This window comes from Psychromicrobium lacuslunae (genome assembly GCF_000950575.1).
GTDB lineage: Bacteria > Actinomycetota > Actinomycetes > Actinomycetales > Micrococcaceae > Renibacterium > Renibacterium lacuslunae.
On record NZ_CP011005.1, the window covers coordinates 3306157 to 3328775 of the forward strand.

Annotated in this window: 20 protein-coding genes; 9 read left to right on the forward strand and 11 right to left on the reverse strand. The window is 59.4% G+C overall.

Going from position 1 to position 22619, the window contains the following annotated elements:
* Window positions 1–51 precede the first annotated feature (51 nt).
* Window positions 52–492, forward strand: a complete 441-nt coding sequence (locus UM93_RS15625; protein ID WP_082057195.1) for a MarR family winged helix-turn-helix transcriptional regulator — start codon at window positions 52–54, stop codon at window positions 490–492.
* On the opposite strand, the gene UM93_RS15630 is transcribed toward UM93_RS15625, so the two are convergent.
* The gene (locus tag UM93_RS15630) at window positions 473–1375 is read right to left on the reverse strand and encodes an oxygenase MpaB family protein (protein WP_045076427.1); all 903 of its coding nucleotides are present in this window, start codon (window positions 1373–1375) and stop codon (window positions 473–475) included. The two genes, UM93_RS15625 and UM93_RS15630, sit on opposite strands and share 20 nt — an antisense overlap.
* A 10-nt stretch (window positions 1376–1385) precedes the next feature.
* Entirely contained in the window at window positions 1386–1997 is a 612-nt protein-coding gene (locus UM93_RS15635) for a dihydrofolate reductase family protein (protein ID WP_045076428.1), read from the reverse strand.
* A 222-nt stretch (window positions 1998–2219) separates the two neighbouring features.
* Between UM93_RS15635 and UM93_RS15640 the strand changes: the two genes are divergently transcribed.
* The 8 genes from UM93_RS15640 (at window position 2220) to UM93_RS15675 (ending at window position 11378) form a co-directional block, all read left to right on the forward strand.
* Window positions 2220–2720: a glutathione peroxidase gene (locus UM93_RS15640; protein WP_045076429.1), complete on the forward strand. Its 501-nt coding sequence runs from the start codon at window positions 2220–2222 to the stop codon at window positions 2718–2720.
* A 91-nt stretch (window positions 2721–2811) separates the two neighbouring features.
* The gene (locus UM93_RS15645) at window positions 2812–3111 is read left to right on the forward strand and encodes a type II toxin-antitoxin system VapB family antitoxin (protein WP_045076430.1); all 300 of its coding nucleotides are present in this window, start codon (window positions 2812–2814) and stop codon (window positions 3109–3111) included.
* Window positions 3104–3874: a LytR C-terminal domain-containing protein gene (locus tag UM93_RS15650; protein WP_052663846.1), complete on the forward strand. Its 771-nt coding sequence runs from the start codon at window positions 3104–3106 to the stop codon at window positions 3872–3874. Before UM93_RS15645 ends, UM93_RS15650 begins: the two co-directional genes overlap by 8 nt.
* Before the next feature lie 264 nt (window positions 3875–4138).
* Complete coding sequence (locus UM93_RS15655; RefSeq protein ID WP_082057196.1) at window positions 4139–6463, forward strand: oligosaccharide flippase family protein; 2325 nt, start codon at window positions 4139–4141, stop codon at window positions 6461–6463.
* Window positions 6460–7596 carry a glycosyltransferase gene (locus tag UM93_RS15660; protein WP_045076432.1) on the forward strand — a complete coding sequence of 379 codons (1137 nt, stop codon included), beginning with the start codon at window positions 6460–6462 and terminating at the stop codon, window positions 7594–7596. The genes UM93_RS15655 and UM93_RS15660 overlap by 4 nt, the downstream gene beginning before the upstream one ends.
* Window positions 7580–8602 carry a glycosyltransferase family 2 protein gene (locus UM93_RS15665; protein ID WP_045076433.1) on the forward strand — a complete coding sequence of 341 codons (1023 nt, stop codon included), beginning with the start codon at window positions 7580–7582 and terminating at the stop codon, window positions 8600–8602. The genes UM93_RS15660 and UM93_RS15665 overlap by 17 nt, the downstream gene beginning before the upstream one ends.
* Window positions 8599–9999 (forward strand): O-antigen ligase family protein, encoded by a 1401-nt coding sequence (locus tag UM93_RS15670; RefSeq protein ID WP_045076434.1) that lies wholly within the window; start codon window positions 8599–8601, stop codon window positions 9997–9999. Before UM93_RS15665 ends, UM93_RS15670 begins: the two co-directional genes overlap by 4 nt.
* 302 nt (window positions 10000–10301) lie before the next feature.
* Window positions 10302–11378 (forward strand): glycosyltransferase, encoded by a 1077-nt coding sequence (locus tag UM93_RS15675; RefSeq protein ID WP_045076435.1) that lies wholly within the window; start codon window positions 10302–10304, stop codon window positions 11376–11378.
* 3 nt (window positions 11379–11381) lie between these two features.
* Here the strand turns inward: UM93_RS15675 and UM93_RS15680 are convergent, their stop codons facing one another.
* From UM93_RS15680 to UM93_RS17340, 9 genes are read right to left on the reverse strand one after another with little or no spacing between them, the layout of a single operon-like run.
* The gene (locus UM93_RS15680; protein ID WP_045076436.1) at window positions 11382–13031 is read right to left on the reverse strand and encodes an alpha/beta hydrolase family protein; all 1650 of its coding nucleotides are present in this window, start codon (window positions 13029–13031) and stop codon (window positions 11382–11384) included.
* Window positions 13028–15538, reverse strand: coding sequence for a glycoside hydrolase family 2 protein (locus UM93_RS15685; RefSeq protein ID WP_157874180.1), 2511 nt, complete (start codon window positions 15536–15538; stop codon window positions 13028–13030). The genes UM93_RS15680 and UM93_RS15685 overlap by 4 nt, the downstream gene beginning before the upstream one ends.
* Window positions 15531–16562, reverse strand: coding sequence for a DUF1839 family protein (locus UM93_RS15690; RefSeq protein ID WP_052663848.1), 1032 nt, complete (start codon window positions 16560–16562; stop codon window positions 15531–15533). The genes UM93_RS15685 and UM93_RS15690 overlap by 8 nt, the downstream gene beginning before the upstream one ends.
* A gap of 36 nt (window positions 16563–16598) precedes the next feature.
* Window positions 16599–17519 carry an aminoacyl--tRNA ligase-related protein gene (locus UM93_RS15695; protein ID WP_045076437.1) on the reverse strand — a complete coding sequence of 307 codons (921 nt, stop codon included), beginning with the start codon at window positions 17517–17519 and terminating at the stop codon, window positions 16599–16601.
* Window positions 17516–18700 (reverse strand): acyl-CoA dehydrogenase family protein, encoded by a 1185-nt coding sequence (locus UM93_RS15700; protein ID WP_052663849.1) that lies wholly within the window; start codon window positions 18698–18700, stop codon window positions 17516–17518. The genes UM93_RS15695 and UM93_RS15700 overlap by 4 nt, the downstream gene beginning before the upstream one ends.
* On the reverse strand, window positions 18693–18944 hold the full coding sequence (locus UM93_RS15705) for an acyl carrier protein (protein ID WP_045076439.1): 252 nt from the start codon (window positions 18942–18944) through the stop codon (window positions 18693–18695). The genes UM93_RS15700 and UM93_RS15705 overlap by 8 nt, the downstream gene beginning before the upstream one ends.
* Window positions 18945–18977: 33 nt before the next feature.
* Window positions 18978–20039: an alpha/beta hydrolase gene (locus UM93_RS15710; protein ID WP_052663850.1), complete on the reverse strand. Its 1062-nt coding sequence runs from the start codon at window positions 20037–20039 to the stop codon at window positions 18978–18980.
* Complete coding sequence (locus UM93_RS15715) at window positions 20036–21187, reverse strand: glycosyltransferase (RefSeq protein ID WP_052663851.1); 1152 nt, start codon at window positions 21185–21187, stop codon at window positions 20036–20038. Before UM93_RS15715 ends, UM93_RS15710 begins: the two co-directional genes overlap by 4 nt.
* Window positions 21174–22604, reverse strand: coding sequence for a sugar transferase (locus UM93_RS17340; RefSeq protein ID WP_052663852.1), 1431 nt, complete (start codon window positions 22602–22604; stop codon window positions 21174–21176). The genes UM93_RS15715 and UM93_RS17340 overlap by 14 nt, the downstream gene beginning before the upstream one ends.
* Window positions 22605–22619 lie beyond the last annotated feature (15 nt).

Here is a 22619-nt window from a genome sequence, read left to right on the forward strand (position 1 = left end):
AGGAAAATGATGCAATGGAAATTAATTCTTCGTCATGGTATAGTGGCGGTCATGACAAAGACTGTTGGAGTCCGCTCCAGCATCGCGGTGGAAACCTCCCGAGATGCTGAAGATTCCGGGCTGGTAGAGCAATGGCGCTCCGTGCAGGATGCCTATTTACGCACCTCGAACGCCATCGAGCGTGAGCTGGAAAGCCAGTTCAGTATTGGCTGTAGCGAGTTCGAGATTCTCGATCTGCTCGCTGGACACACCTCGGAGCAATGCAGGATGAAAGATCTTGCCGTCGACTCCCCGCTAACCCAAAGCGCGCTCTCCCGGATCGTTGACCGCCTGGAAAAGGCTGGTCTGGTCATTCGTGCTGCTTGCACCACAGACCGGCGGAGCATGCTCGTCGAACTAACCGCCAAGGGTTGTGAAGTTTACGATAAGGCAGCAGTGGTTCAGCGTTCAGTGCTCAAGGACTGCCTGGAGCCTAAGAGTCCGACAAACTGAGTCTTTCGAGCCTGCGCCGAGCGGCCTGCTCCGAAGGTCCTACCTTGCCAAGCGCAAGCCCGATGATGGCCAGTACGGCGCGAACGCCTTGCCGCACCAGCCAAGGCCAGCGCGCCCTTCGTAAGCCGAGTAACTCCCGAAACTGAGGCTCCAAGGATTCCACTGCGGCCGCGAAAATTATCCGATAACCCAGCCGCTGGGAGGCGGGGAGTGGCGGTTTGCGGATGAAGGCAACCACTTCGGCGACGCGGTGATCGAAGCGCAGTTCACCGTCCAGATAAAACTGATGCAAGCGGGCCCGCATTTCGGTTTCGTTCAGCGGCGGTTCGGGAACCTCCATAAGTTCGCCGGCCACAGACCATTCCCGGACGTAGTCATCGGCCGGAACCTGAGTCGAGCCGTAATGCTGGTAAGAGCTCAGAAAGGCATCAGTAAAGGCAATGTGCACCCAGCTCAGTAACTCCGGATCATTTGCCGAATAACTCCGGCTCAGCCCGTGGCCGTCGACGAATTCACCACGTACCGCTTCATGCAGCCGAATCACCCACTGCGATGCACCACGAGCAGCGGCGGTGGAACCGTAGGTAACTGTAAAGATCCAGCGAATAGTGCCAGCCAGCCTACCCAGAGGATCTTCACGAAACCGGGAGTGATCCCACACGCCAGCTAGCGCCCCCGGGTGCAAGGCCTGCATGAGTAAAGCCCTCACCCCGGCGACAATCGTGGTCATCGAAGAATGCACAGTCCACACTGCGGAGGAGGGCAAGAGAAATCCGGCGTCGTCTCCCTCGGCGAGTTCCTCGACCCATTCCGGCCGAGACTGCGGATGGCCGGTAAAGGTACGTTTCAACTCGTCTTGCCAGCGTCGAAAAAAATGAGGCACTGGCTGACCGCTAACCCGGGTAGATGCCGTATTCGGCGTCGCCGGTGGTCTGGTAACTCTGGATGACCAAGCCGGCCGGGGTGTGCTCGGTGCTGGTTAGCTGCAAGCCGAGGTTCGGTCCTTCAAGGGGGAAGAGCCGCCGGCCACTGCCAACTACCACCGGTGCGACTACCAGGCGCACCAGATCCACTAAACCCGCAGCCAATAATGATTGCGCGAGCCGGGCGCTGCCGTGGATCTGCAGTTCACGCCCGGGCTGTGCTTTAAGCTCCGCGACCTGAGCCACCACATCCCCGGAAAGGATGGTGCTGGGATTCCAGCTGGCTTCGGTCAGACTCTGTGAGGCCACATACTTGGGCAGGCCGTTCATATTCGCGGTGAACGGGTCATTGGGATCGGTGATGTTCGGCCAGTCTCGGGCAAAGTTCCGGTAAGTTCGGCTGCCGAAAAGCAGAGCGTCCGCCTGGTCCAACCAACCAGCCGCGATGCCAATGAAGGCCTCATCGAGATGCGGTACGAACCAGCCACCACGGCTGAAACCATCGCTGGTGTCTTCATCCGGGGAGCCTGGCCCCTGGCTGACCCCGTCGAGCGAGACAAATTCGGTAAGTACGAGCTTCATGACAACAACCTTCCGCTGAGTTATGTTGTGCCGCCAGCTTCCCTGGGATGCCTTTAGCTTACTTGCGGCGCCAGCGTTCTGCGGGCCTGGGTTCCGCGGTGCTGCGCTCGCGGGAGGACTAGGCTGGTGAGCAGCACAGGCCCGCCGTTATCCCGCCGGAATAGAGCGCTGCATTCCGGATGTTGTACGAGTGGGGGACTATCGACCGTAAAGGAAAATAAGATGACCGGTTCTGAGGCATCGCTCTACAGCATCCCGCTAACCCTCAACGACGGCACCGAGACCGACTTTGGCCGCTTCCAGGGCAAGACAGTAATGGTGGTGAATGTCGCCTCTCAGTGTGGCTTCACTCCGCAGTACGCCGGGCTTGAGGCGCTCTATGAAAAGTATCGGGCTCAGGGCTTTGAAGTACTTGGCGTGCCCTGTAATCAGTTCGCCGGTCAGGAACCCGGCACCGACGAGGATATCCAGGAATTCTGCAGCCGGAACTTCGGCGTAACCTTCACCCTGAGTAAAAAAGCAGATGTCCGAGGCAAGGACCAACACCCGCTCTATGCCGAATTGACCAAGTTCAAGAACGGCATCCTGCCCGGTCTGATCAAGTGGAACTTTGAGAAGTTCCTGATCAGCTCTGAAGGCAAAGTTGTGGCACGTTTCGCCCCCAATGTTGAGCCGGACGCCGAAGAAATCACTAGCGCCATCGAACGGGAACTTGCCGCCTGAACGCGAGCGAGAACGTAACCATTTGGCTACAACAAAGCTGCGGCGTCAAGAATAAGTTCAGTTGTTGGAACAAATTCTTTAGGCTGGTTAGGTGATCTTCAAAGCAGTAGGCGATGCCAAACCGTACCCCGACCATGGCTATCTGACGCCCAAAGACTGGGCCGGCGTAGCGCCGCGTCAAGTGCGTCTGGACGAGTTGGTGACCACCAAGAGCACCTTGGACTTGGAAGCACTACTGGCTGAGGACTCTACTTTTTTCGGTGACTTGTTTCCGCACATTGTGCAATGGAAAGGCACCCTTTACCTAGAAGACGGACTGCATCGAGCGGTGCGGACCGCGCTGCATCAACGAACAGTCCTGCACGCCCGCGTGCTGGTCTTGGATGACTGATCGAGAACCAGCACCGATCATTCCGCCGAAACCTCAGCTCTCGCCGCGGAAGCTGCGGCGCGAACGGGGCAAAGCAGAACGCCAGCGGCGGGCAGAGCTTTCCCGGCTGCAGCGTGCTGAGCGCAATGGTGAGCTGCATTTCGATGCCGAGACAGGCACCGTCTACCACGGTCACCGGGTGGTGGCTGCGGAGGATTTGCGGGCGGCCTTCGACGAGGATCCGGAACTAGAGCCAATTCGCCGCAATCACCGTCGCTGGCATCGGCTCAGCCTTGCGCTGGTGGCCGGTTTATTGATCGTGGTCACAGTGCTGGCCATTCTGGTCTGGCGTGGGGTTATTGTCTTGCCGGTTGCGACTCCAACGGCTGCTAAGACCGAGTTCTGCCCGAGTGGCAGTTTCGAATACCCGGCGAATATTTCCGTCTCGGTCAATGTCTTCAACAGCACGATGCGTACCGGCTTAGCTGCGACCTTAGCCAGCGAACTGAAAAAGCGTGGCTACCGGGTGCTCAAAGTCGCCGATGGCAAGGTGAGTACCAGTGCTCCCGGGGTGATCGTTTCCGGCTCGGCTGGCCAAGCCGCCGCCTTCAATCTGCAACGTAATCTGCCCGGCCTGGAGTATCGGCACGACGATCGCACCGATAACACGGTCGATGTCTACCTGGCTGCTGCCTTTGATGGCGCGACGCCAGCGAATAAAGTCGATCGGAACCCGGGCAAGCTGATCTGTGCCGCAGCGAGCCCTAAAGCTGCGGGGAACTAAGAATCTTTCTGTTTCCTCGTCACGATTCACCGGCCTCCGACACTTAACCCACGAGCGGGAAGTTTTTTTGGGGGGCCGCTCAACAGCCAGACCTGATCAGGCCAGCTTGGCCATGCACGCGATCGTGATCTCGTTGGCAGGCGATCCGCACTGGTGAGCGGGCTCGAAAGCCGTGGTAATAAGTGCTCAATGAGTACGCCATCATGCTTCCGAGCCCGCTGCTAGCGGGTGCATTGCGAAAACTGGGGAGAATTTCAACTATCGATGAGTAACACTATGGCGCAAGAGGATACTGTCCCGCGCCCAACGGAGGAGATTTCGGTCTCTTCGGTGGGTAAGGGGATAGCGTGGAACGCACTGGCTTCGGTGCTGCCCCAATTCCTCACCTTGCTGCTCTCAATTGCGGTGGGACGATTGCTCGGTCCGGCCGAACAAGGCGTCCAAAGCTTCATGATTTTCGTCGCTACCACCGCCTCAGTGGTGTGTGCCCTGGGTTTGCCGGTAGCCCTGCAACGCTCGGTTTCCGAGGCGCTCGGTGCCAAAGCGCCGGAGCGTCTGCGCTATCTGGTGAATTGGTCACTGAGCTCGAGTTTCCTCCCCGGTCTGATTGCGGCCGGAGTCACCTTTGCGGTTGGTCGCATCTACGAGCCAGGACGCTGGGTGGATTGGCTCGCGGTGACTGTCTACGCGGCAGCTACCACCGTGCACTCGGTGAGCTCGCAGGCCTTGTTGGGGATGCGGAAATATCGTGCCGCCAGTGTGATTGGCCTCAGTGGGCAGCTCATCGGCGTGCCGCTCACCATTCTCTGGCTGTTCTTCGGCGGTGGAATCACCGCCGTGGTCCTTGTACTGTCGGTGACCTCGACACTTTCAGCTGTCATCACGATCTGGCTGCTGCGCCGGGCTATCGCCGAGCTGGGGCTGGTTCCCGCCGCTCGGCTGGCGCGGTTGGATCGGGCGGATCGTCGTTCTGCTCGCAAAGCGCTACTCGTTTTTGCCTTCGGTGGGGGCATCTCGGTGTTGTTGGACACCGTGGTGATGCAACGCAGCGAGCTGGCCTTCCTGGCTTACTTCCACAGCGAGGTACCCGAGCACCTAGCTTTTTATAACGTCGCATTCAACGCTACCCAGGTCGCGGTGCGACTTCCACTAGCACTGATCCCGGTGATCTTACCGACCGTCTCAGCGCTGGCCGCGGCGGGTCTGCTGGACAAAGTGCGTCGAGGCTATGCCGGAGCCCAACGCATCATGCTGGTGATCAGCTCAATAGCATCCGGATTCCTGCTGGCCTGCGGCGCCTCCTTGGTAGTGCTGATCTGGGGACAAGCCTACGAACCCGCGGGGCGCGTGTTGCTGATCGCGGCAGTGTTGCCGGTGCTGATCGGGCCGATGTCGGCAATGGTCAGTGCCACCTTGCTTGGTTTGGGGCATTTGCGGGCGGTGGTGAGTTCGCAAGCAATTGGCGCGGTCGCAACGCTACTGCTCGATCTGCTGCTGATCCCACCCTTTGAGATCTATGGTGCCGCAGTAGCTAATTCGGTGGGGCAGCTGGTGGTAGTGAGTGCGCTGATGATTTCCTCGCGACGTTATGCCGGTCTGCAGCTGCCGCGTGCTGCTGAGGTGGCCAGGGCAGTGCTCTTGCTGGTGCTGATAGCGCTACCCGGGCTGGGACTTCTGCTGCTGGGCGCCGCTCCGCTTCTGGTGGTTGCTGGTGGAATGATTGCGGGACTGCTCATGCTGGCTATCGCCTTCCCGTTCATCAAGCCGTTGCGGGAAAGTGATGTAGAGATAGCCGGTTCAGTGCTGACCCGACTGCCCGGTCAGCTGAGAAAATGGATTTTGGCGGGTGTCGCGACATCTGCTCAGCGGTCAGGGACCACAATGGAAGGCATGACAGGAATGTCAATGGAAGAACAAGCCGAGCCCGCTCAGCAAGAGCCGGTTGTCGGTCGTAGTAGGGCTGAGCTGAAGTCTCGTAGAGGATTTTTCGCCCGGCATTGGGGCAAAGCCGTGCTTTTGATCATTGGGTTATTGCTGGGGTTGACCGTTGGGGCGGTCGCGGGCAGCATGCAGAAGGATAGCTACACCGCCTCCACCACCTACGCCATTGTGCAGAGCCCTAGTGCCAGCTCGACCGCTAATCCAGCCACCGCCGGGGTGCAACCACGCACCGAGCCGGGGCAGCTCGCCTTGCTGACCCCGGTGATCGCTGCCGTGGTGGCTGATCCGGTCACCAGCGATACGGTCGAGTCAATTGTGGGACATCAGATCAACGCGCAGGTTCAACAGCGATTGATCCCCAACTCGCCCTTGATCTTCAATGTTCAGGTAAGTGCCACCACTGCTCAAGAGGCTTACGATGTGGCGCGGGCCTATGAGAAGTCAATGCCGGAAATGCCGAAGGTAGTTGATTCGCTGGTGCCAGCGCAGGCCAAGCTGACCGTGGTAACCGGAGCCGAAGAGCCAACGAAGAATCAAGGCTTACCGAAGGTGCTGCTGATCGCGGCTGGCGGTGTGGTCGGTTTACTCGTCTTTGCTGCAGCTATCTGGGCGTTTTCGCAGCGTAAAAACTGGGCTGTCAAAAAGTGACGCGAGTAGTCACTCACCTCAGTGGTGCTAATCAAGGTGGTGCCGAGAGGCAGCTGCTCGCCTTGATTCGGACCGCGGTGGCACGCCAGGACGCCGAATATCGGCACGAGGTTATTCTGGTGCGAGATGGGCCGCTGGCGGCGGAGTTCGCCGCACTAGTACCCACCGTTGTTCTGAATAAAAAAGGCCTGATCGACTTTGCTTTTATCCGTCAATTACGCGCGGAACTGAAAAAACGTCGCCCCGATATCGTGCATAGCTGGGCGCCAACGCCTAACCTTTGGGCGCCATTGGTAAGCCGATCGCTACCCGGCCCGCTGGCTGCCCGAACTGTGATGGCCGAAGTGGGTCTTGATGAATGGAAGGGCAAGATCCTCAAGTTTGCTGACTGGCTCTCTTACCGTTGCGCGGATTTAGTGGTGGGCTGTGCTCGTGCAGTCACTGAGGCTGCCATTCGCCGGGGAGCCAGCGCCGCCCGCACCGATACCGTTTACCTTGGTGTCGAGGTGCCAGCCTGGCCGGATCGGGCCCCTAAGCCTGGGCGAGTGCAACTACTGGGCAGGGTGGATTTTCGTAAGGGGCATCAACTGATGCTCGATATCTGGCCCGAGATCAAGGCGGCAGTCCCGGAGGCTGAATTGGTGATGGCCGGAGCGGCGGTGAGTGCCGATGAGCTGGAGTTGAAAGCTTCGCTAGCGGCTCAGATTGCCGGCCAGCCGGTGCTCACAGAAAGCGTACAACTGCTAGATCAGGTTAACCCTCAGGAGTATCTAGCTCAGGCTGCCGTTCTGGTGGTGCCATCGACCAGCGAGGGGCTGCCCAATGTGGTGTTGGAGGCGTTTTCGCACCGGGTTCCGGTGGTGGCCACCGAGGTCGGTGGTATCCCAGAGTTAGTCAATCACGGCCAGGGTGGCTGGACGGTACCGGCCGGGGACCAGCAGGCGTTCCGAGACGCCCTGATCATTGCGCTGCAGAATCCAGAGCAGGCACAGCAGCGGGCCGATGCCGGTCGTCAGGCAGTAGCGGAGATGACCCTGGATCGCTCTCTCGCCGAATGGGAAACGCTTTATGATCGTTTGCTGGATTCCTCAGGCGTTATGAAGCGGAGGCAAGCTCGTGCTGCCCAGCGTTAGCGTGATCATAGCCGCCTACAATTCGGCGGCTACTCTCGGTGCCACCCTCAGTGGTGCGTTAACCCAGGAGTATCAAGGTGATATTGAGATTGTCGTCGTGGATGACGGCTCAACTGATTCCACCGCTCAGCTAGTTGCTGGCTACCTGGAACAGGATTTGGACCAGCGTGCTGCCTCGGGAGAACTCCTGCGCCGGACGGTGCTTTACCAAGGGCAACAGAACGCCGGTCAGTCAACGGCCAGGAACCGGGCCATCGAGATCTCGAGCGGTGAGTTATTGGCCATCTGCGACGCTGATGATGTGCTGCTGCCAGGTTATCTGGAACGCGCGGTGTCGATGCTGCAAGAAGCCGATTCGGCCGCAACCATGGTGGCTAGCAACGCCTTCGTGCTCACCCCGAACGGCATTGCGGCGGACCGGCCGCTATTGCGGGACAACCATCCAAGGGCCGAGCAGCAGCGCTTGGTGGGGATCCAATATAACTTCGGCAGTATTTTTATGCTCTTTCCACGGGCCCTCGTGCAGCAGCTTGGCGCCTTCGATGAGCAGTTACGCTCCTGCGAGGACTGGGACCTGTGGTTGCGCGCGATTTTCGCTGGCTGGACTATTGTTCGGCAGCCGGAGCCGCAAGCGATCTACCGTTGGACCTCGGCTTCGGTGTCCAGCGGAACCGATCAGGTCTATCAGGCCGAGGACGTGGTGATCCGTAAATTACTGGCAAGCCAGGGCGAAAACATGAGCGAGGCGGAACGCGAATTAGCTGAGCGCAGACTGGCTTCGGGCTCCCCCTTGCGATTGATTTCTCGATTTGAAGATGGCTTGCGAAACGGTGAGTTCGATGCGGCAAAGCGAGACTTGTTTGAAGCCAGTGCGCTGGTTTCCTTTCAGGGCAGGTTGAGCGCGAAAGCTAAAATTGCCCGATTGCCGGGCGGCATCCGGCTGCTGCAGTGGCGGCAGGCCAAGCTTGACGCGCTCAATGGTTACCAGCAGGATATGGCCAGATGAGAAGGCCGCGGGACGAGGCGGCGTTCGAGCCGCTGTTGCCCCTCCGCAGCACCGTGCTGCTGACTCTGGTGGGGCTCGCCTTGGCTGGTGCGGCCGCGCTGCTGGCACCGCTCGCCGGGCTGGCGGTACTGGGCGTGCTCGGCACTTTTTTGGTAGTGAATTATCCCGCCGCGCTGATGCCGATCTACCTGGCGGTAATTGGGTTGGTGTGGACCTTTCCGAACTGGCCGATTGCACCGCTCAAACCGTCTGCCGCGCTGCTGGTCGCCGGGGTGGCGCTCGCAATGTTCTTCCGAACCCGAATCCCGCGCCTGCACTGGGCGCACTTGGTGTTTCTGGCATTTGGAATCTGGAGCCTAATAGCCGGTGAAGCCGCTGGCAATAGTATCTTCTCGCGCGGCTATTCGATTTCCATTATTGGTTGGGCTTTTTCCCTCATTGCGTTGTATCAGCTCACTCCAGGGCGCGCTGGCATGCTGAATTTGGCCAAGTCTTACAGTCTGTCAATCGCGGCCGGCTGTGCCTTGGTGATCGCCTTTTTCTTGGCGGGGAACTCGGTGGCGCTGACCCCGGTGGGCGGAGACGTCAATGACTTCGGGGTTTTGGTGGCGGCTGCTTTTTTCCTGTCCCTCGGTCTGGCTAGGGAACGTACCCTGGGTCGGCTGCAACGCCTGGTTTTCCTGGCGGCCACCTTGCTCTGCTTGGTGGTGGCAGTTGGCTCGCTGTCTCGAGGTACTTGGCTAGCTATCGGGGTGGGACTGGTGCTCTACTTCCTGCTGTACCGGCGAGAACGGCTCAAGATGCTCGCGGCCGCCCTGGTGCTGGGGATCCTTGCGCTTTGCATAGCGCCGTTCTTCTCTGAGCAAATCAGCACTGCGCTGCAGCAAAAGGAATTCATCGCCGGGGATAACGTTGACTCCCGGTTGACGGCCTGGCAGCTCGGCTTGAGATTGTTCGCCGAACGTCCGCTCAGCGGCTACGGCATCGGCTCCATCCAGCAATACATCGCAGAGGCTTTCACCACCCCGCCTGGTGATTTCGTGGTTGCTTTCCTGCACAATAGCTACGTTGAATTGCTGTTCGGCACTGGCATCGTCGGCACTGCGTTATTCCTGGTGCTTGCGGTAGCGACATTGATCTGGACCTTCAAGGCCGGCCGGGCTCTCCCGATTGGGAGCCGCGGCGCAAACACCGCAGCTATGCTGTTGCCGGCGGTTGCGGCCACCTTGGTAGCATCTTTCACTGTCACCGAACTGACCTATGCACCGCTTTGGCTGGCAATAGCCCTTGGCATCAATGCCAGTTCGGTGCTGAGCGAACAGCAGCAGCTAGTTCACCGACACGGCACCCAAGAAGTAGTTGGTGCAAACGCCGCAAATGTGCGCCTCAGCACTTAGAAACCTAGAGTCGAACAGTAATTCATTCAGCTTGTGCAGCCCCCGAGATCAGCCGCGGCGCCCTCCTGGCGGCCTAAACAGAAATCATTTACGCGAATATGAAATTTGTAAAAATCTTTACACTTTTTGCGTCACGTTTCGGGCGGCTGCCCCACTTATAACTGAGAGCAGGGTCAATTGGGGGCCTCTGCTTGGGCGCTTTGCAGCGCAAGTCCATTCGCAGATACTTGTCCGCCGAGATTCGAAGCCTCAGTTTCGAGACGGCGGACAAGTCTGTGAGGGGAGTCGAGAGAAAGATTAACGTGCGAATTCTGCATCTGGTGAATGACGCTCAGACCGGAGGAGCGCAAACCCTCATCGAGGCCTTGGGACGGGAGGCAGATGAGCGGGATCAGATTCATCTTCTGGTGCTGATGGGCCGTGGTTCGCTGTCAACCAGGCTTGAGGAAGTTGCTACTTCGGTGAGTTATGTCGGGATGAAGCAACGCGATGTTTTCCCCGCCCGAGCTGTCCGCGCTATGAATCGCTTAGTGAAAAGACACCACATTGAATTGGTCCATTCGCACCTTATGCAATCGGATCTGATTAGCTTGCTCAGCCCGCTGAAGATTCCGCGAGTCTCAACCGTACACACTAGCGGCGCCCATGAGAGCCGCGCTATTTCAGGACTAGTCGGGAAGGTCGTTGCCCGATTGAGCGGGCGGTTCAACGCTGTGGTGGCGTGTTCAGCCTCTGCGCAACGTTATGCGCAGCGGAACAACTATCGATCACAGTCGAGCATCATCCTCAATGGCACTCAGCTGGACGGCTGGTCCGTTGAGAACGGGGTATCGAGCCAGAACTTCGTGCATTTAGCGCGCTGGCACGAAATGAAGGATCATTCGAATCTTTTTCAAGCGTTGAGAATTGTCCGTGAGTCATTCCCCGCGGCTGCTTTGCACTGTGCAGGGTTGAACGTCGATGCTGATAATCCGGCCATCACAGAACTAATCAACTCAGCGGGAGTCGATGATGCAGTAACCCTGCACGGCTCGGTGCAGTCGGTGAAACCGTTATTCGATACGTCGAGAGGATTGGTTATTTCCAGCTCGCACGGAGAAGCATTGCCAATGGCGGGGATTGAAGCGTTAAGTTCAGGTCTTCCAGTTGTCACCACCGATGTTGGTGACTGTGCCGAACTGGCCATCGGTAACGATTACTTAGTGGCTCCTCGTCAGCCGGAGGAGCTGGCGGAAGCAATGCTCAAGCTCATTCAGCTTGACCCCGCCCGCTATCGGGCGGCTCGGGCACAGGCTCGTGGTCGCGCCGAGCAGCGTTTTGATGAGCGGGTGACTGCGCAGAAATACCGGAAGCTCTACCAGCAGCTTTTAGCCGCCTAATTCTTAGCGTAGTGCCTTCAGCTGGGCGGGTTCGGTGAGCAGCACTTCCTCGATGATCTCAATGGCTTTAAGTCGCGATTCATGGCCTAACAGCGCATGGTCAAGCGGGGCATCTACCCGCATGCTGATCTTTCGATCGGCTTTCCGTAAGCGTTTCAACCCCTGCTGACCACGTTCCATCGAGAAAATCCCGTAGTCGGCGTCACCGAAATACATCAGCAACTCGGCATTTCGAGACGAAGCGTCCATCAACACTTCTGGTGCATTGGTCAAGGTCTTCTTGCCCAGCCAGAGCCACAGCCGGTAAGGCCCGAACCTGCGCAGCATAGATTTGATTCGTGATTTTAGGGTCTTTGTTTCTTGCCCGGCGGCCGATCTGCGCTCGTCGGCCAGCATCTCTTCGACGTTGTTCTCGGAGTAGATCCGCTCGTAGTAGTCGACCCGATCACGCCAGGCGACATTATTGAGCATTACCACTTTATCCAGCGGTGATTTCTGGCTTGCCATCCCCACCAGCCAGGCGCCAGCGCACAGCCCGATGCCGGTGACCGGCCCTTCGAACCTGGCGGCGAGATAGTGCGCGACGTTTTCGATGTCTTCTACGGCTTGGTGAGTATAAGGGTTGGGGTCACGCAGAGCTTCCGGGTTCCCCAGATCACCCGAGCCCCGGCGTTCCGCCCTGATCGTGGCTAAGCCCTGCGCGGCGAGACGACGCGCCGCCAGTACCCAGAGCGAGGTGACACCGTCCTTTGGTTCCGCCGAGGCAGCGACCAAAATAGCTGAGCCAGCAGCGGTTTCTGCGTCGTCTGCGGGTCGAGAAAGCACCGCCGGCAGTTTCTGCGGACCGATCTCAAGAATCTCCTCGATGATCTGACCGGCAAAACCCGGCACCGAAAGCTGTACCGTTTGCAGGGCAACCCAGTTTGGTAGCGCCATCGAAGCGGTGGTTTCGGGAAGTAGGTCGATCAGGTTCTGGATGGAGGTGGGTGGCACGGTGGCGAACACCGAGGCGACAGCGTAAATGCTCTTCGCCACGTCCTGGTCGGCCTCGATCACCAGCTGGCTGCCAGCGGGCAATTCTGAGGCTGCCAGCTTGCGCGGATTCGGCACCGCGGAGAGCGCGAGCGCTTGCTCTGGCAGGTAGATGGTGCCGCCGAGCTCGGTGCCCAGAGAAGCGGGAATCGGAGCTTCCTCAAGCGAGACGTGACGCAGCATCGAGTGCTGGCGCAAGAAGGTTTTACCACCGATCGGCTCCCACAACAGCCGGCTCTTGAAGTCGATCTTGCTGGCCGCCAGCAGAGCCGCACCGGCGCGTAGGCCGATGGCATGCAAGTTATCGGTACCGACCAGGCCAGCGGCGAAATCAGCGACCGCAGCTAGGTCTTGCTGCCAAACCTCGGTGATATCTGCCGCCGCTGGCATCTCGGCGGATTCCCCGGTGCCGGTCCAGCCGAAACGAATAGCCAGCCAACCCTGTTCAGCGAGTCGAATCGCGAGCACTCGAAGCGTCCGGTAACTAATCACCTGCTCGCGCGCTAGTGGCGGGGCGATCAGCACAGCACCCTTAACCATGCCGTTGCTGGGCTGATGCACCCAGCTATAAAGGAACCGCTCGCCGCTCGGGATCCAGGTTGCGTTGCCGAGTTCTGTCATCGAGAGTTTCCTTTCGAGGTGCTGTCAGCTGATCGTATCGGCCAGCTTGCTGCCAAATCATTGAGTGCTCGCACCGTGCCGTTGATCTGCGCTGATTTCTCAGGGTTGATGGCTAGGCAACGGATTCGTCGGGTATCACCCGCGGCGAGATGGAAATAGTTGTCTTCGGGATGGTGGTCCGCTAAATCAAGCGCCACAAAGGTTGCCAGCTTTTTGGTTCGCACCTCAAGCCACTCTTGATCGATTACTTTCGCTTCCAGGCCCACATCTTCGCGGCTGCGCTGGATTCCGCCCAGCAGCTGGACGGTACGACTCAGCTCTCGGCCCTTGGTGTCCAGCAGCACTGCGGTGAGACAGTCGTATTCACGTTCGCCGAATTTCCAGACATAATCCAAGTCCCTGAAGCCGCCCAGCAGGGGGTCGACCGCCCAGTGTTGAGCGCTGGCGGCTGGCAAGCTGAAGGGGAATTCGCTTCGTCCGACCTCCACTCCAGAGACCGAACTCACGGTGAGTACCACAGTGCCCTCAAGGGTCGTTGGTCCATCGTGGAATAGATGCAGATCAAGGCCATTGAGTTGTTCGGGGACAATGGTGAGCGTGGTGCTGCTGCTGGCGGCTTTGACCGCATACCAGGCTGCCTTCGGCCTGCCCGAGCTGTCCGTGATGCCCCACCCTGCGCCGGGGGTAAAGTCCCGCGCCGAGAGCACAATGGCGCCCCGGCAAGACGAAGCTGGCCGACGCCATTCGATCAGGCTGCGATAGATCGCCTGATGACTGGCTGCGCGGTGCAGGTCCATTCGACGGGCGGGGGATGCCATCGGCTCGGCGCCGAAGAATTGCTCGGCGTAGTGCGCCGTGGTGTCTTCAAAGGTCCACTTCGCCCCGGGGTCGCTGGCAATCCCGCGCTGCCATTCTCGCGGTAACTCGGCGGCCTCGGTGAGCCCCGGGAACCAGTGTTCCACCGCAGACGGTTCGGGCGGGTTAGCGAAAGCCAGACACTCGGCAGCAAAACGGACATTCGAAGTACGTGCGTCCGAGAGCGGCAATTTGTAGGCGCCGACACCAAAATAGTGACTCACTCCTTGCCTGATCTCGACCGGACTAGAGCCGCCGCTCGGGCTTGACGAGAGATGCACCGCGGCGGGCAGTTCCTCCGCGACTAGCTCGGGAATTAGCCGGTCGATCACCGTCATGCCACGCGCCTCGGCGGGTAACCCCCAGAGCGTGGGCTGTTGCTCAGTTTCGTTGCCACCGCTTAGCACCGTCAGTGCCGGATGCCCGGCGAGGCGCTGCAACCAGCGCCGACTCTCGGCCTCGAAATGTTGCAGCCAGGCAGCGTCCTCGGGCGGGTCGAAGGTGGCCAGCATCAAATCGTGCCAGACCATCACTCCTTGTCGGTCACATTCTTGATAAAAAGCTGGTTGCTCGTAGCTCCCGGTGCCGCTAATTCGGAGCATATTGATCCCGGCACTCGCCATTGACGCGATTGCCGCTCGGTAATCGCTAGCGCTGCCGTTCAGACTCAAGGGGTCGAGAGGTTGCCAGACTGCGCCGCGGCAGAACACCGCCCTGCCGTTGACGCTCAACTCGAAAGCACCGTCGGCCCCATTGAGCTGTACGCTCCGGAAGCCGAGGTCAAAGTTTTCGGTGGTTTCGCCATCGGAAATCGAGAGTCTATAGATTTCGGGCGTCCCGTGGGTGTGCGGGAACCAGCGCTGTGGATTTGGCACCGAGAGTTTAAACACCAGGCCTGCGCTGGCCGGCGCATCGAACAGCTGGCTTGCAACTTCCTGCCCGGCGGAGTCCCGGACTGAAGCGGTCAGGCTAGTGGCTTGCCGGGTCACGAGCCCGACGCTGACCTCGCCGTCGGCTTGCTCGGCTTGGTTGCTGTCGCCCAGCAAAGTGCTAAGCACCTTGCGCACCTGGAACGTCGGGCTGGGCCGCAGACGCAGTGGCGCCCAAGGGCCAACGGTTTTAGCAGTGCCGTGCCAGCGAATGTGACCGAGTAGCTGAGTCCGGTGCCATCGCAAGGTGTTGTTTGATACCAGAGCGCTCCGCCAACGGCCCCGCGGTTTGCTCGGGACCGGCACCGAGGAAAGTGAGCGGCAGTGGATGGCGATCTCATGCTGGCCGGGTGACAGTTCCAGGCTGGCCGATAGCTCGTCGAAAGCGCCGCTGCTGCTGGCAACTGCCTGATCGTCAAGCCACACCGTGGCGTAACTAGCGATGCCCGCAGACTCGAAGCTTAGCGGCAGGCTTTCGTTTGGCCCTGAAAAACGCCCGAGGAACCACCAATCCCAGGCATCGGTATCCAAATCTAGCGCTGCTGCTAGACCGAAGGCATCTCGCCAGGCCGCAGCGGCTGTGCCGGGCACCCGGCAAGGCAGCCTGGTGAGCAGGCTGCTATCGGCGGCAGCCAGCTCTTGGGGACTGCTGACCAGATCAATCGGGGTGCGAATCAGGGTCCAGTGCGCCGCTGAGAGGAGGTCATCTGACGGTTCAGGCATCGAGCGCATCCCATTGCTGGACGAGCCGCATACCGTGCTGCCAGCTTCGTTGCATGGTTGAGCCACTCGCCTGTAAATCGGGGTGCCGTCCGGCGGCGACCCTGGCTAGTTGGAATTGCAGCTTTTTCGCCGATCCGCTGCACTCGCTGAAAGCGTTAGCCGCTTCCGCCAATAATTGTTGTCCGGCGGCGGACTTTTCGGTCCGCGCGAACCAGCGGGCGAGTTCGGCAGCGAACATTGCGGTCAGGCCAGCCTGGCGGGTGGTGGCGAAGCTGAACTGGTGAAAATGTTCAAGGCCCAGTTCGGCAACGGTCTCTTGTTGGCTTTGCACATACTCGACCAGCAAGCCCATCGGATCGGACTGGGTTGAGCGTTCGCGCCGGGCTAAATGAGCCCTGAGCACGGTTCGCGCCGCCCGCTGGAAATCCGCAGCCTGAAGTTGGCGCAGGCCGTCGAGTCGGATCAGATCCAGGTAGGGGCGTGGTACGAAGCCGGTCTCGGCGGCAGCGCCGATGGTGTGCTCAAAGTCCTCATTCGCCAGTTGGTACAAGCCGCCATTATGGAAATAAATCAGCTCAGCTGCCCTGAGATCTAGCTTGATCGGCGTGATCGAGGTCTTACTGTGTTGCTGATGGTAGGAGACTCCCGCGGTGTCCGGTAGGTAGTAGGCGTCGACCTCAACAATTGCCAGGTTCCCGGCTTGTAGTTGAGTGACTAGATGCTCTCGCAGCGGTTTCCAGGTGTCGTATTCGCCAAAACGGATCCCGTAGAGCAACTCCAGATCCTCGGAGCGCACTTTCAGGAATTCCCACTGATCGCCGACGAATTCGGCGCTGAAGGCTGAGGCTAAGGCTGGGATGGGATCGAGGCCTAGTGAATTGAGCACCTCAACCCAAACGTCCAGATAACAGTTGGTGTTTGACCAATCTGACTCAGCGCCGTGAACCGGGTGCGGCTGAAAGCTTTCCGGGCGTAGCTCGGAAAGCTGGGCAATAGGATTTTGTGGTTGGCGCGGGGTGTTCACGATGGGGTCAATTCTGCGTCGTAAGGGACAGTTGGCTTAGAGGCCGAGAAGGGCGCGGACCGGGACGGGCCAGTCCTTGAGCTCCAGACCATGCCGGGCGACTAGGGCGAGCATGATTCGTTCCAAACCGAAACCAAAACAGCCACTATGCGCTACCGAGCCGTCGGCGGCGGTGATGGAAAAATTCGCCCCGAAGTGATCTTGATGCCAGTTCCCGGAGGCAATCGCGGTGGGGTGGCCCGGGAATACTTCGGTGAGTAACTCGTACTTGAGTTTCGCTTCGCGCTGGCCTGAGGCTAGCAACCGACCGGCGCGACCGAAGAACGGGTCGTTGGCGCTTTCCACCACGATCTCCAAGCCAAGGGCTGAGAGCATCTCTTCACCGAGTTCGATCCAGCGATCACGATGCTGCCGGGCCTGTGCTTCGCTGCCGAGCACTACGTACTCGCGCATCCGGAATGCGACCATTCGGAACGGGTCTTCGGAGGGTTCATTTCGAAAACAGTCGCCGGTGAGTTGGTAACACTCGCCGTCAACGGTGCGACCTTCCAAATGCGCATAGAGCGGGTGGCAGACGGCCGGGATCAGCGCGAAGGCGCTGGGTTCAAGTTGCTGCTGCCAGCTTTCCCCGGCCTCCGCGGCGGCTAGCAGTGCAGCATGCTCTTTACGCTCCCCGGCAAAGGTACTGACCAGGCCCATTAGCTGCGGGAAGGAGGCTACGTAATCGGTGCGGCGCAACAACTGCTCACTATTCACCGGCGGAAACCGCAAAGTGTTCAGCGCCGGATAGTTCTGCTGCTTCGCGATCCGCGAGGCTTGAGCTTGCAGACCTTCCACGACTGCTTCGGCCGGATCGCCGAGGCCGTTGACCCCGTCAGCCAGGGTGGGGATCAGCCAGCCAGCTTCGATTAGCTCGCGGCCGAAAGAAATCCGTTGTTCTTCAATACTGAGCGTCATCGTTCTCCTCGGGAGACTAACAAGAGGGTCGAGGTGTGATTGTAGATCCGGTCATTATTGACCATCACTGAGGGGGCGATGCTGTCTCGGTAAAGCCGGGCCAAACTCAGCGGTGAACGGTTGGCGAAGCCAGCGATACCTACTATCAGCATGGCATCGCCGACGATCTTGCGGACCAGATCCGCGGAAGCCACCTTGAGAGTATTCATTGAAATAGCGAATTGCAGCGATTCCAGCACCTCAGGGGACTGCCAACCCGCCTGATAGCGCGCAATAGCGGAGCGCACCAGCTCGGCCATCGACTGCAGGCTGACCTCTAGCTCGGCTAGTCGTAGCGCCGAAGGCGGCGGGTTTTCTGGGTTCTTTCGCGCTGCGCGCTGCACCACGGTGCGGGCATTCTCGCCCGCTTTCGCGGCCATCCCGTACCACACTGACGCCCAGAGAGTATGTGCGGCCGGCAGCATGGTCTCGGCGGAAATCTTCTCGAATAAGTCGTCAAGCACACCGGCTTGCTCGGTGATGCCGGCAAATTCGAAGCCTTCCGAGCAGGTGCCTCGCATTCCAAGGGCGTCCCAGTCGAAGGTCTTGTTCAACTGGTAATCGTCGGCCGGGAGGTAAACCAGAACCTGATCGCTGGCTACCGCATCCTCGTTGCGTCGAGCGGTGACCAGAATGGCGTCCGCAAACCGGCCGTAGGAGATCACCGGGCAGGTCTTCTTCAGTTCAATCTGGCCCTCCGGCAGTGCCCGTACCGCGCATGAGGAGCTTCTGCTGTCGCCGCCAATATTGACCTCGGTGGTGGCCGAGGCCAGCAGCAGTTGTTCCTTGGCGCAGCGCCGCAGCACCTGCTGTAAGTACTCAGAGCGACCGTGCCGGCTCAGGCAGAGTACTTGGATATAGTGCATTGCCATCACCATGCCGGTAGAAGAACATACCCGGCCTAATTGCTCAACGATGTGACAAAGCTCGGCAATGTTCAGGCCGAGTCCGCCGAATTCGCTCGGCACCGCGGCGCCGAGCAGCGAACCGTTGCGGGCCGCCTCAATAGCTTCCTGCGGAAAACGTGAGTTGTGGTCGACGTCGGCGGCATTCTCTGCTGCAACGGCGACCATGCTGGTAAGAGCTCTCCGGAAATCGCTACCTTCCCCAGCAACGGAAGCGTTCCCGGAGAGCTCAGTCAAGGCCGATCTCCGTTAAAGCTTCGGCAATGCTCTGCACCGAGGAGAAAGTTGCTTTGGTGAGCATTTTCTCGGGGAACTCCAGGTCGAACGTATCTTCCAGGGCCAGCATCACATTGACGCTGGCGTGCGAGGTCATGCCAGCGGCGTAGAGATCGCTGGTGTCGGTGATCTCCGCAATATCCACCGCCAGCTTGCCGTGGTTGGCGAGAATCTCGCGAATCTTTTCTCCGAGAACGGATTCCATTGTGCTTCCTTAGCTTGCTTACTAGTTTTCGTCTTAAAGAGTTTGGTGATCGAGCTCGGGTAACAGCTCGCGCAACGCGGCGCTCCAACAAGCCCAATTATGCCCGCCGTCGCAGCCTGGAAGCGCCTTGCCCAGTTCATTTACCAGCTGAACACCCAACTGGCTGGCTCGCTCGCTGAAGGCTTTGCCGCTTTGCTTCAGCTGCCACTCAAGTTGCTGCGCATCGTTGTAGTCAGTCCCGGGACTGCCCTGCCCGGCATAGAGGGCGATCTTGGTGGCTTTGAGCGCACCCAGTTTAGTGAGCGGATCGTGCGCCTGCCACTGCGCCTCCGAGGTTGAAGAGCCATCGCCGAAGATCATATTCGGATTACCGGTGAGATGCTTTGATTCGTCCTGAATGAGTTGACGAAGAGCGGGTAAGCCCAGATCAAGGGCGCCGGAGATGCTGATGGCGAAGGAGAACAACTCAGGGCGTTCCTCGGCGTAGCGAATAGCTCCATAGCCTCCGGCTGATGCCCCGGCCACGGTCCGTCCGGAGCGTTCGGCGAGCGTGCTGAGGTGACTGTCGACCCATGGAACGAGCTGATCCAGGTGATAGTGCTGCCAGTTTTGAGCGAGCTCCGAAGGGGCGCTCCAGTCCGTGTACCAACCTGCAATGCCATCGTCAGGCATCACCACGATCTGCTCTCGATCACCAAGTATTGACTCAATATCAGCTTTATTAAACCAGTCCTGATAGGAGCTGTCCGGGCTGGTTCCGGCCAGTAAATAGAGCACCGGGTAATGCCGAGTCGGCTGATATCCGAGGGGGAGGGTGATTCGGATGCCATTGCCCTCTGAGGTTGCACCGTCCGCAACTGCGGCGGTACTCACATGCAGATCGAAACTGTGAGCGCCGATCTTAGCGGCGCTCAGCACGGTAATCCCGTTGTGGGCGCTGTTGAAGTCGGCTGCGTTCAGAAAGGGCGCATCCTTGAGTTGCTGATCGAGTGAATTCGCATTGACGGCCGTGCAACCAGAAACGGCCAGCGCAAGAAACGTTACGGCGAGCACTGATAGCCAGCTAAGGCGATACCGCATTGGCTGGCGACTCATCGAGATCCGCCCGAGTGCGCAACGCTCCTCGCCTCGGTTGAGGTAGGTTCTGCGCTGCCGGTAAGCCCTGATTCGGCCTCGATCGCATAGGCTTCGAGAAGGGCCTGCCGCTGCGCTGACCGGGTGTTCGAACGTAGCGCATAGCGGGTTTGCGCTACCAGCTCGGCTCGAAATATCGGGTCCCGGAGTTGCTCCCAAAGGCCGGGCAGCTCGCTGCTTTCGGTAATTTTCGCCGGCAGCCCGAGTCCTTGGAAAGCGGCAATATCGCGCACCACGGTGGCGAGGTGCAGGGCACTCGCTTCAAGCACGGCTAGCGGGAAGCCTTCCCAGGCTGCTGTGTGCAAGTAGACATCGTTATCGGCAAGACGCTCGAGCGCCTCCGGCCGGGGCAGCCATCCGGTGACCTGGACGCCAGCCCTATTCAACCGGTCAACCAAAACGGGGTCACCACCACCGACCCAACTGGCAACTACCCGATTGCCGGCTTGCCTGAGCTGCTGGATTGCGGAGATGAATAACTCTGGATCTTTCTGCGCCCCCAGCCGTCCGGCTCCGGTGACCCGCAGCACCTCGGTGCGCACCGAAACCGAATCCGCTGTTTGCTGACGGATCGGCAACTCTGGTGCCAGATTCGGCAGATAGCTACGCTGCGGCGAAAGGAAGCGGCGTGCTCCGAGCGCCGTTTCCCGCGGTGAGCAACCAGCTAGCACAGTGGTATTGAAGCTCAGCGTCCACTCAATCAGCCGCAATGCGAGCCGCAGTGGCCTCTTAAGATCTAAGCGTTCGAAGGCATAGCAATGCGGGGTGTGTACTTGACGTAAGCTGGCCGATTTCGCGGCCGCCAGCCGGGCGTAGAACCCGGCGAAGGACGAATGCGAATGAACTACCCCAGGCTTGAGCTCCTTGATCCTGGAGCGCACTTTCCGAATTCGGTTGAGTTGCCCCTGGGGCAACTCCTGAACGCTGGTAAACAATTCTTTCCACTGCGCACCCAAGGCCGAGGTTTCCGCGCGACTCACATACAGCAGGTGATGTTCGAGCTCGGGGGTACTGCGTAGATAATCAAAAAGTGCTGAGGCAACCCCACCACCCATCGCCTCGGTAATATGCAAAACACGCTTTGTCGGATCGAGCCTAGACCGCACCATCGCCCCTGACCACCGCGGAAACGGTCCGGGCTAGAATCTTCAGATCCTGACTGAGGCTCCAGTTCTGCGCGTAGTAACGATCCAGTGCGATGGCTTGCTCCCAGCTCAACCGGGAACGGCCGCTGATCTGCCACATTCCGGTCATTCCTGGCAGCACGCCAAGGCGCTGTTTCGCTGCCTGGTCGTAGAGCGCCACCTCGGCCGGTCGCTGCGGCCGGGGGCCGACCAATGACATCGAGCCACCAAAGACATTGAAGAGCTGGGGTAGCTCATCGAGGGAGAGTCGACGCATTACGCCGCCGATACGAGTGATTCGAGGATCTGAATCGACCTTGAACAGCGGTTTATCGGAGCTGCCCTGAGCTTTCAAAAGCGCCTGCAGCTGAGCGTCAGCTCCGACCACCATGGAACGGAACTTCAAGATATTGAAGGGACGCTCGTCAATGCCAATCCGCTCTTGCCGGTACATTACCGGCCCCGGACTGCTGAGTTTGACGATGATCGCGAGCACCAAGAAAAGCGGCGAGAAAGCAATGATCAGCAGGCCGGAGCCCACGATGTCCATAACTCGTTTGCCGACCCGAGTGCCCAGGTGCTGATAGGGGGCGTCGATCTCGATGATGGTCTTTGAGCCTTCGCTGCGGGCCCGCATTCGGCTAGCACTAATTGTTTGGCCGCCCAGCACCATCCGGATAGCGACGTGTTTCTTGCGCAGTTCCCAGCTGAGCATATTGATCAGTTCTTGGCTGATGTTCAGGCCAACCGGCAGTTCAACCGCGGTAGCTTTGGTGAAGCGGATGTAATTGCTCAGTTTGCGGAGCAATTCGTCCGGATTGCTTCTTAGTTCCTCGGTCAGCACGAAGGGGTGAACTTCACGACGCGAATCCGAGCCGGAGCTGGCGTGCTGCTTCTCATCCACCACCGAGATCACATGGTTGCTGCGGAACTGTTTCAGTATCAGCCGGCCGAGGATATCCAAGCCGGTGATCACTAGCACCGTGATCATCGCGCGGTGCAGCACGATATCGCGGTTTTCGAACAGATTGATCAGATTGGCGCCGGCTAAGACCAGGCTGCAGGCCCAGACTGAAAGTAGTGGACGGGGTAGCCCGACTCTCTCTTTGGAAAATCCTTTAATCGCGGTGAGCGCGATAAGCCAGGCCAACACGGCCGCTGCGGTCAACCAGAACTGCTGGGCATCGGCAAAAGGCCATACTAATGATCCCAGCATCACCGCGAGGATGATGCCAAGGTCCAGCACCACGAGCAGCTCGATAAACCTCGCCGAATGGCGTTGCCGTTTCGCGGCGAGTGCGGTCGCCGGAATGCGTTGGCCAAGCGATGAACTGTTTCGTTCGTGGCGCAAGGTACGCGCAGGAGCGTGCGAAGTGTTCCTTCGCTCATCGAGCTGCGTCATGACGCGACCGCACAA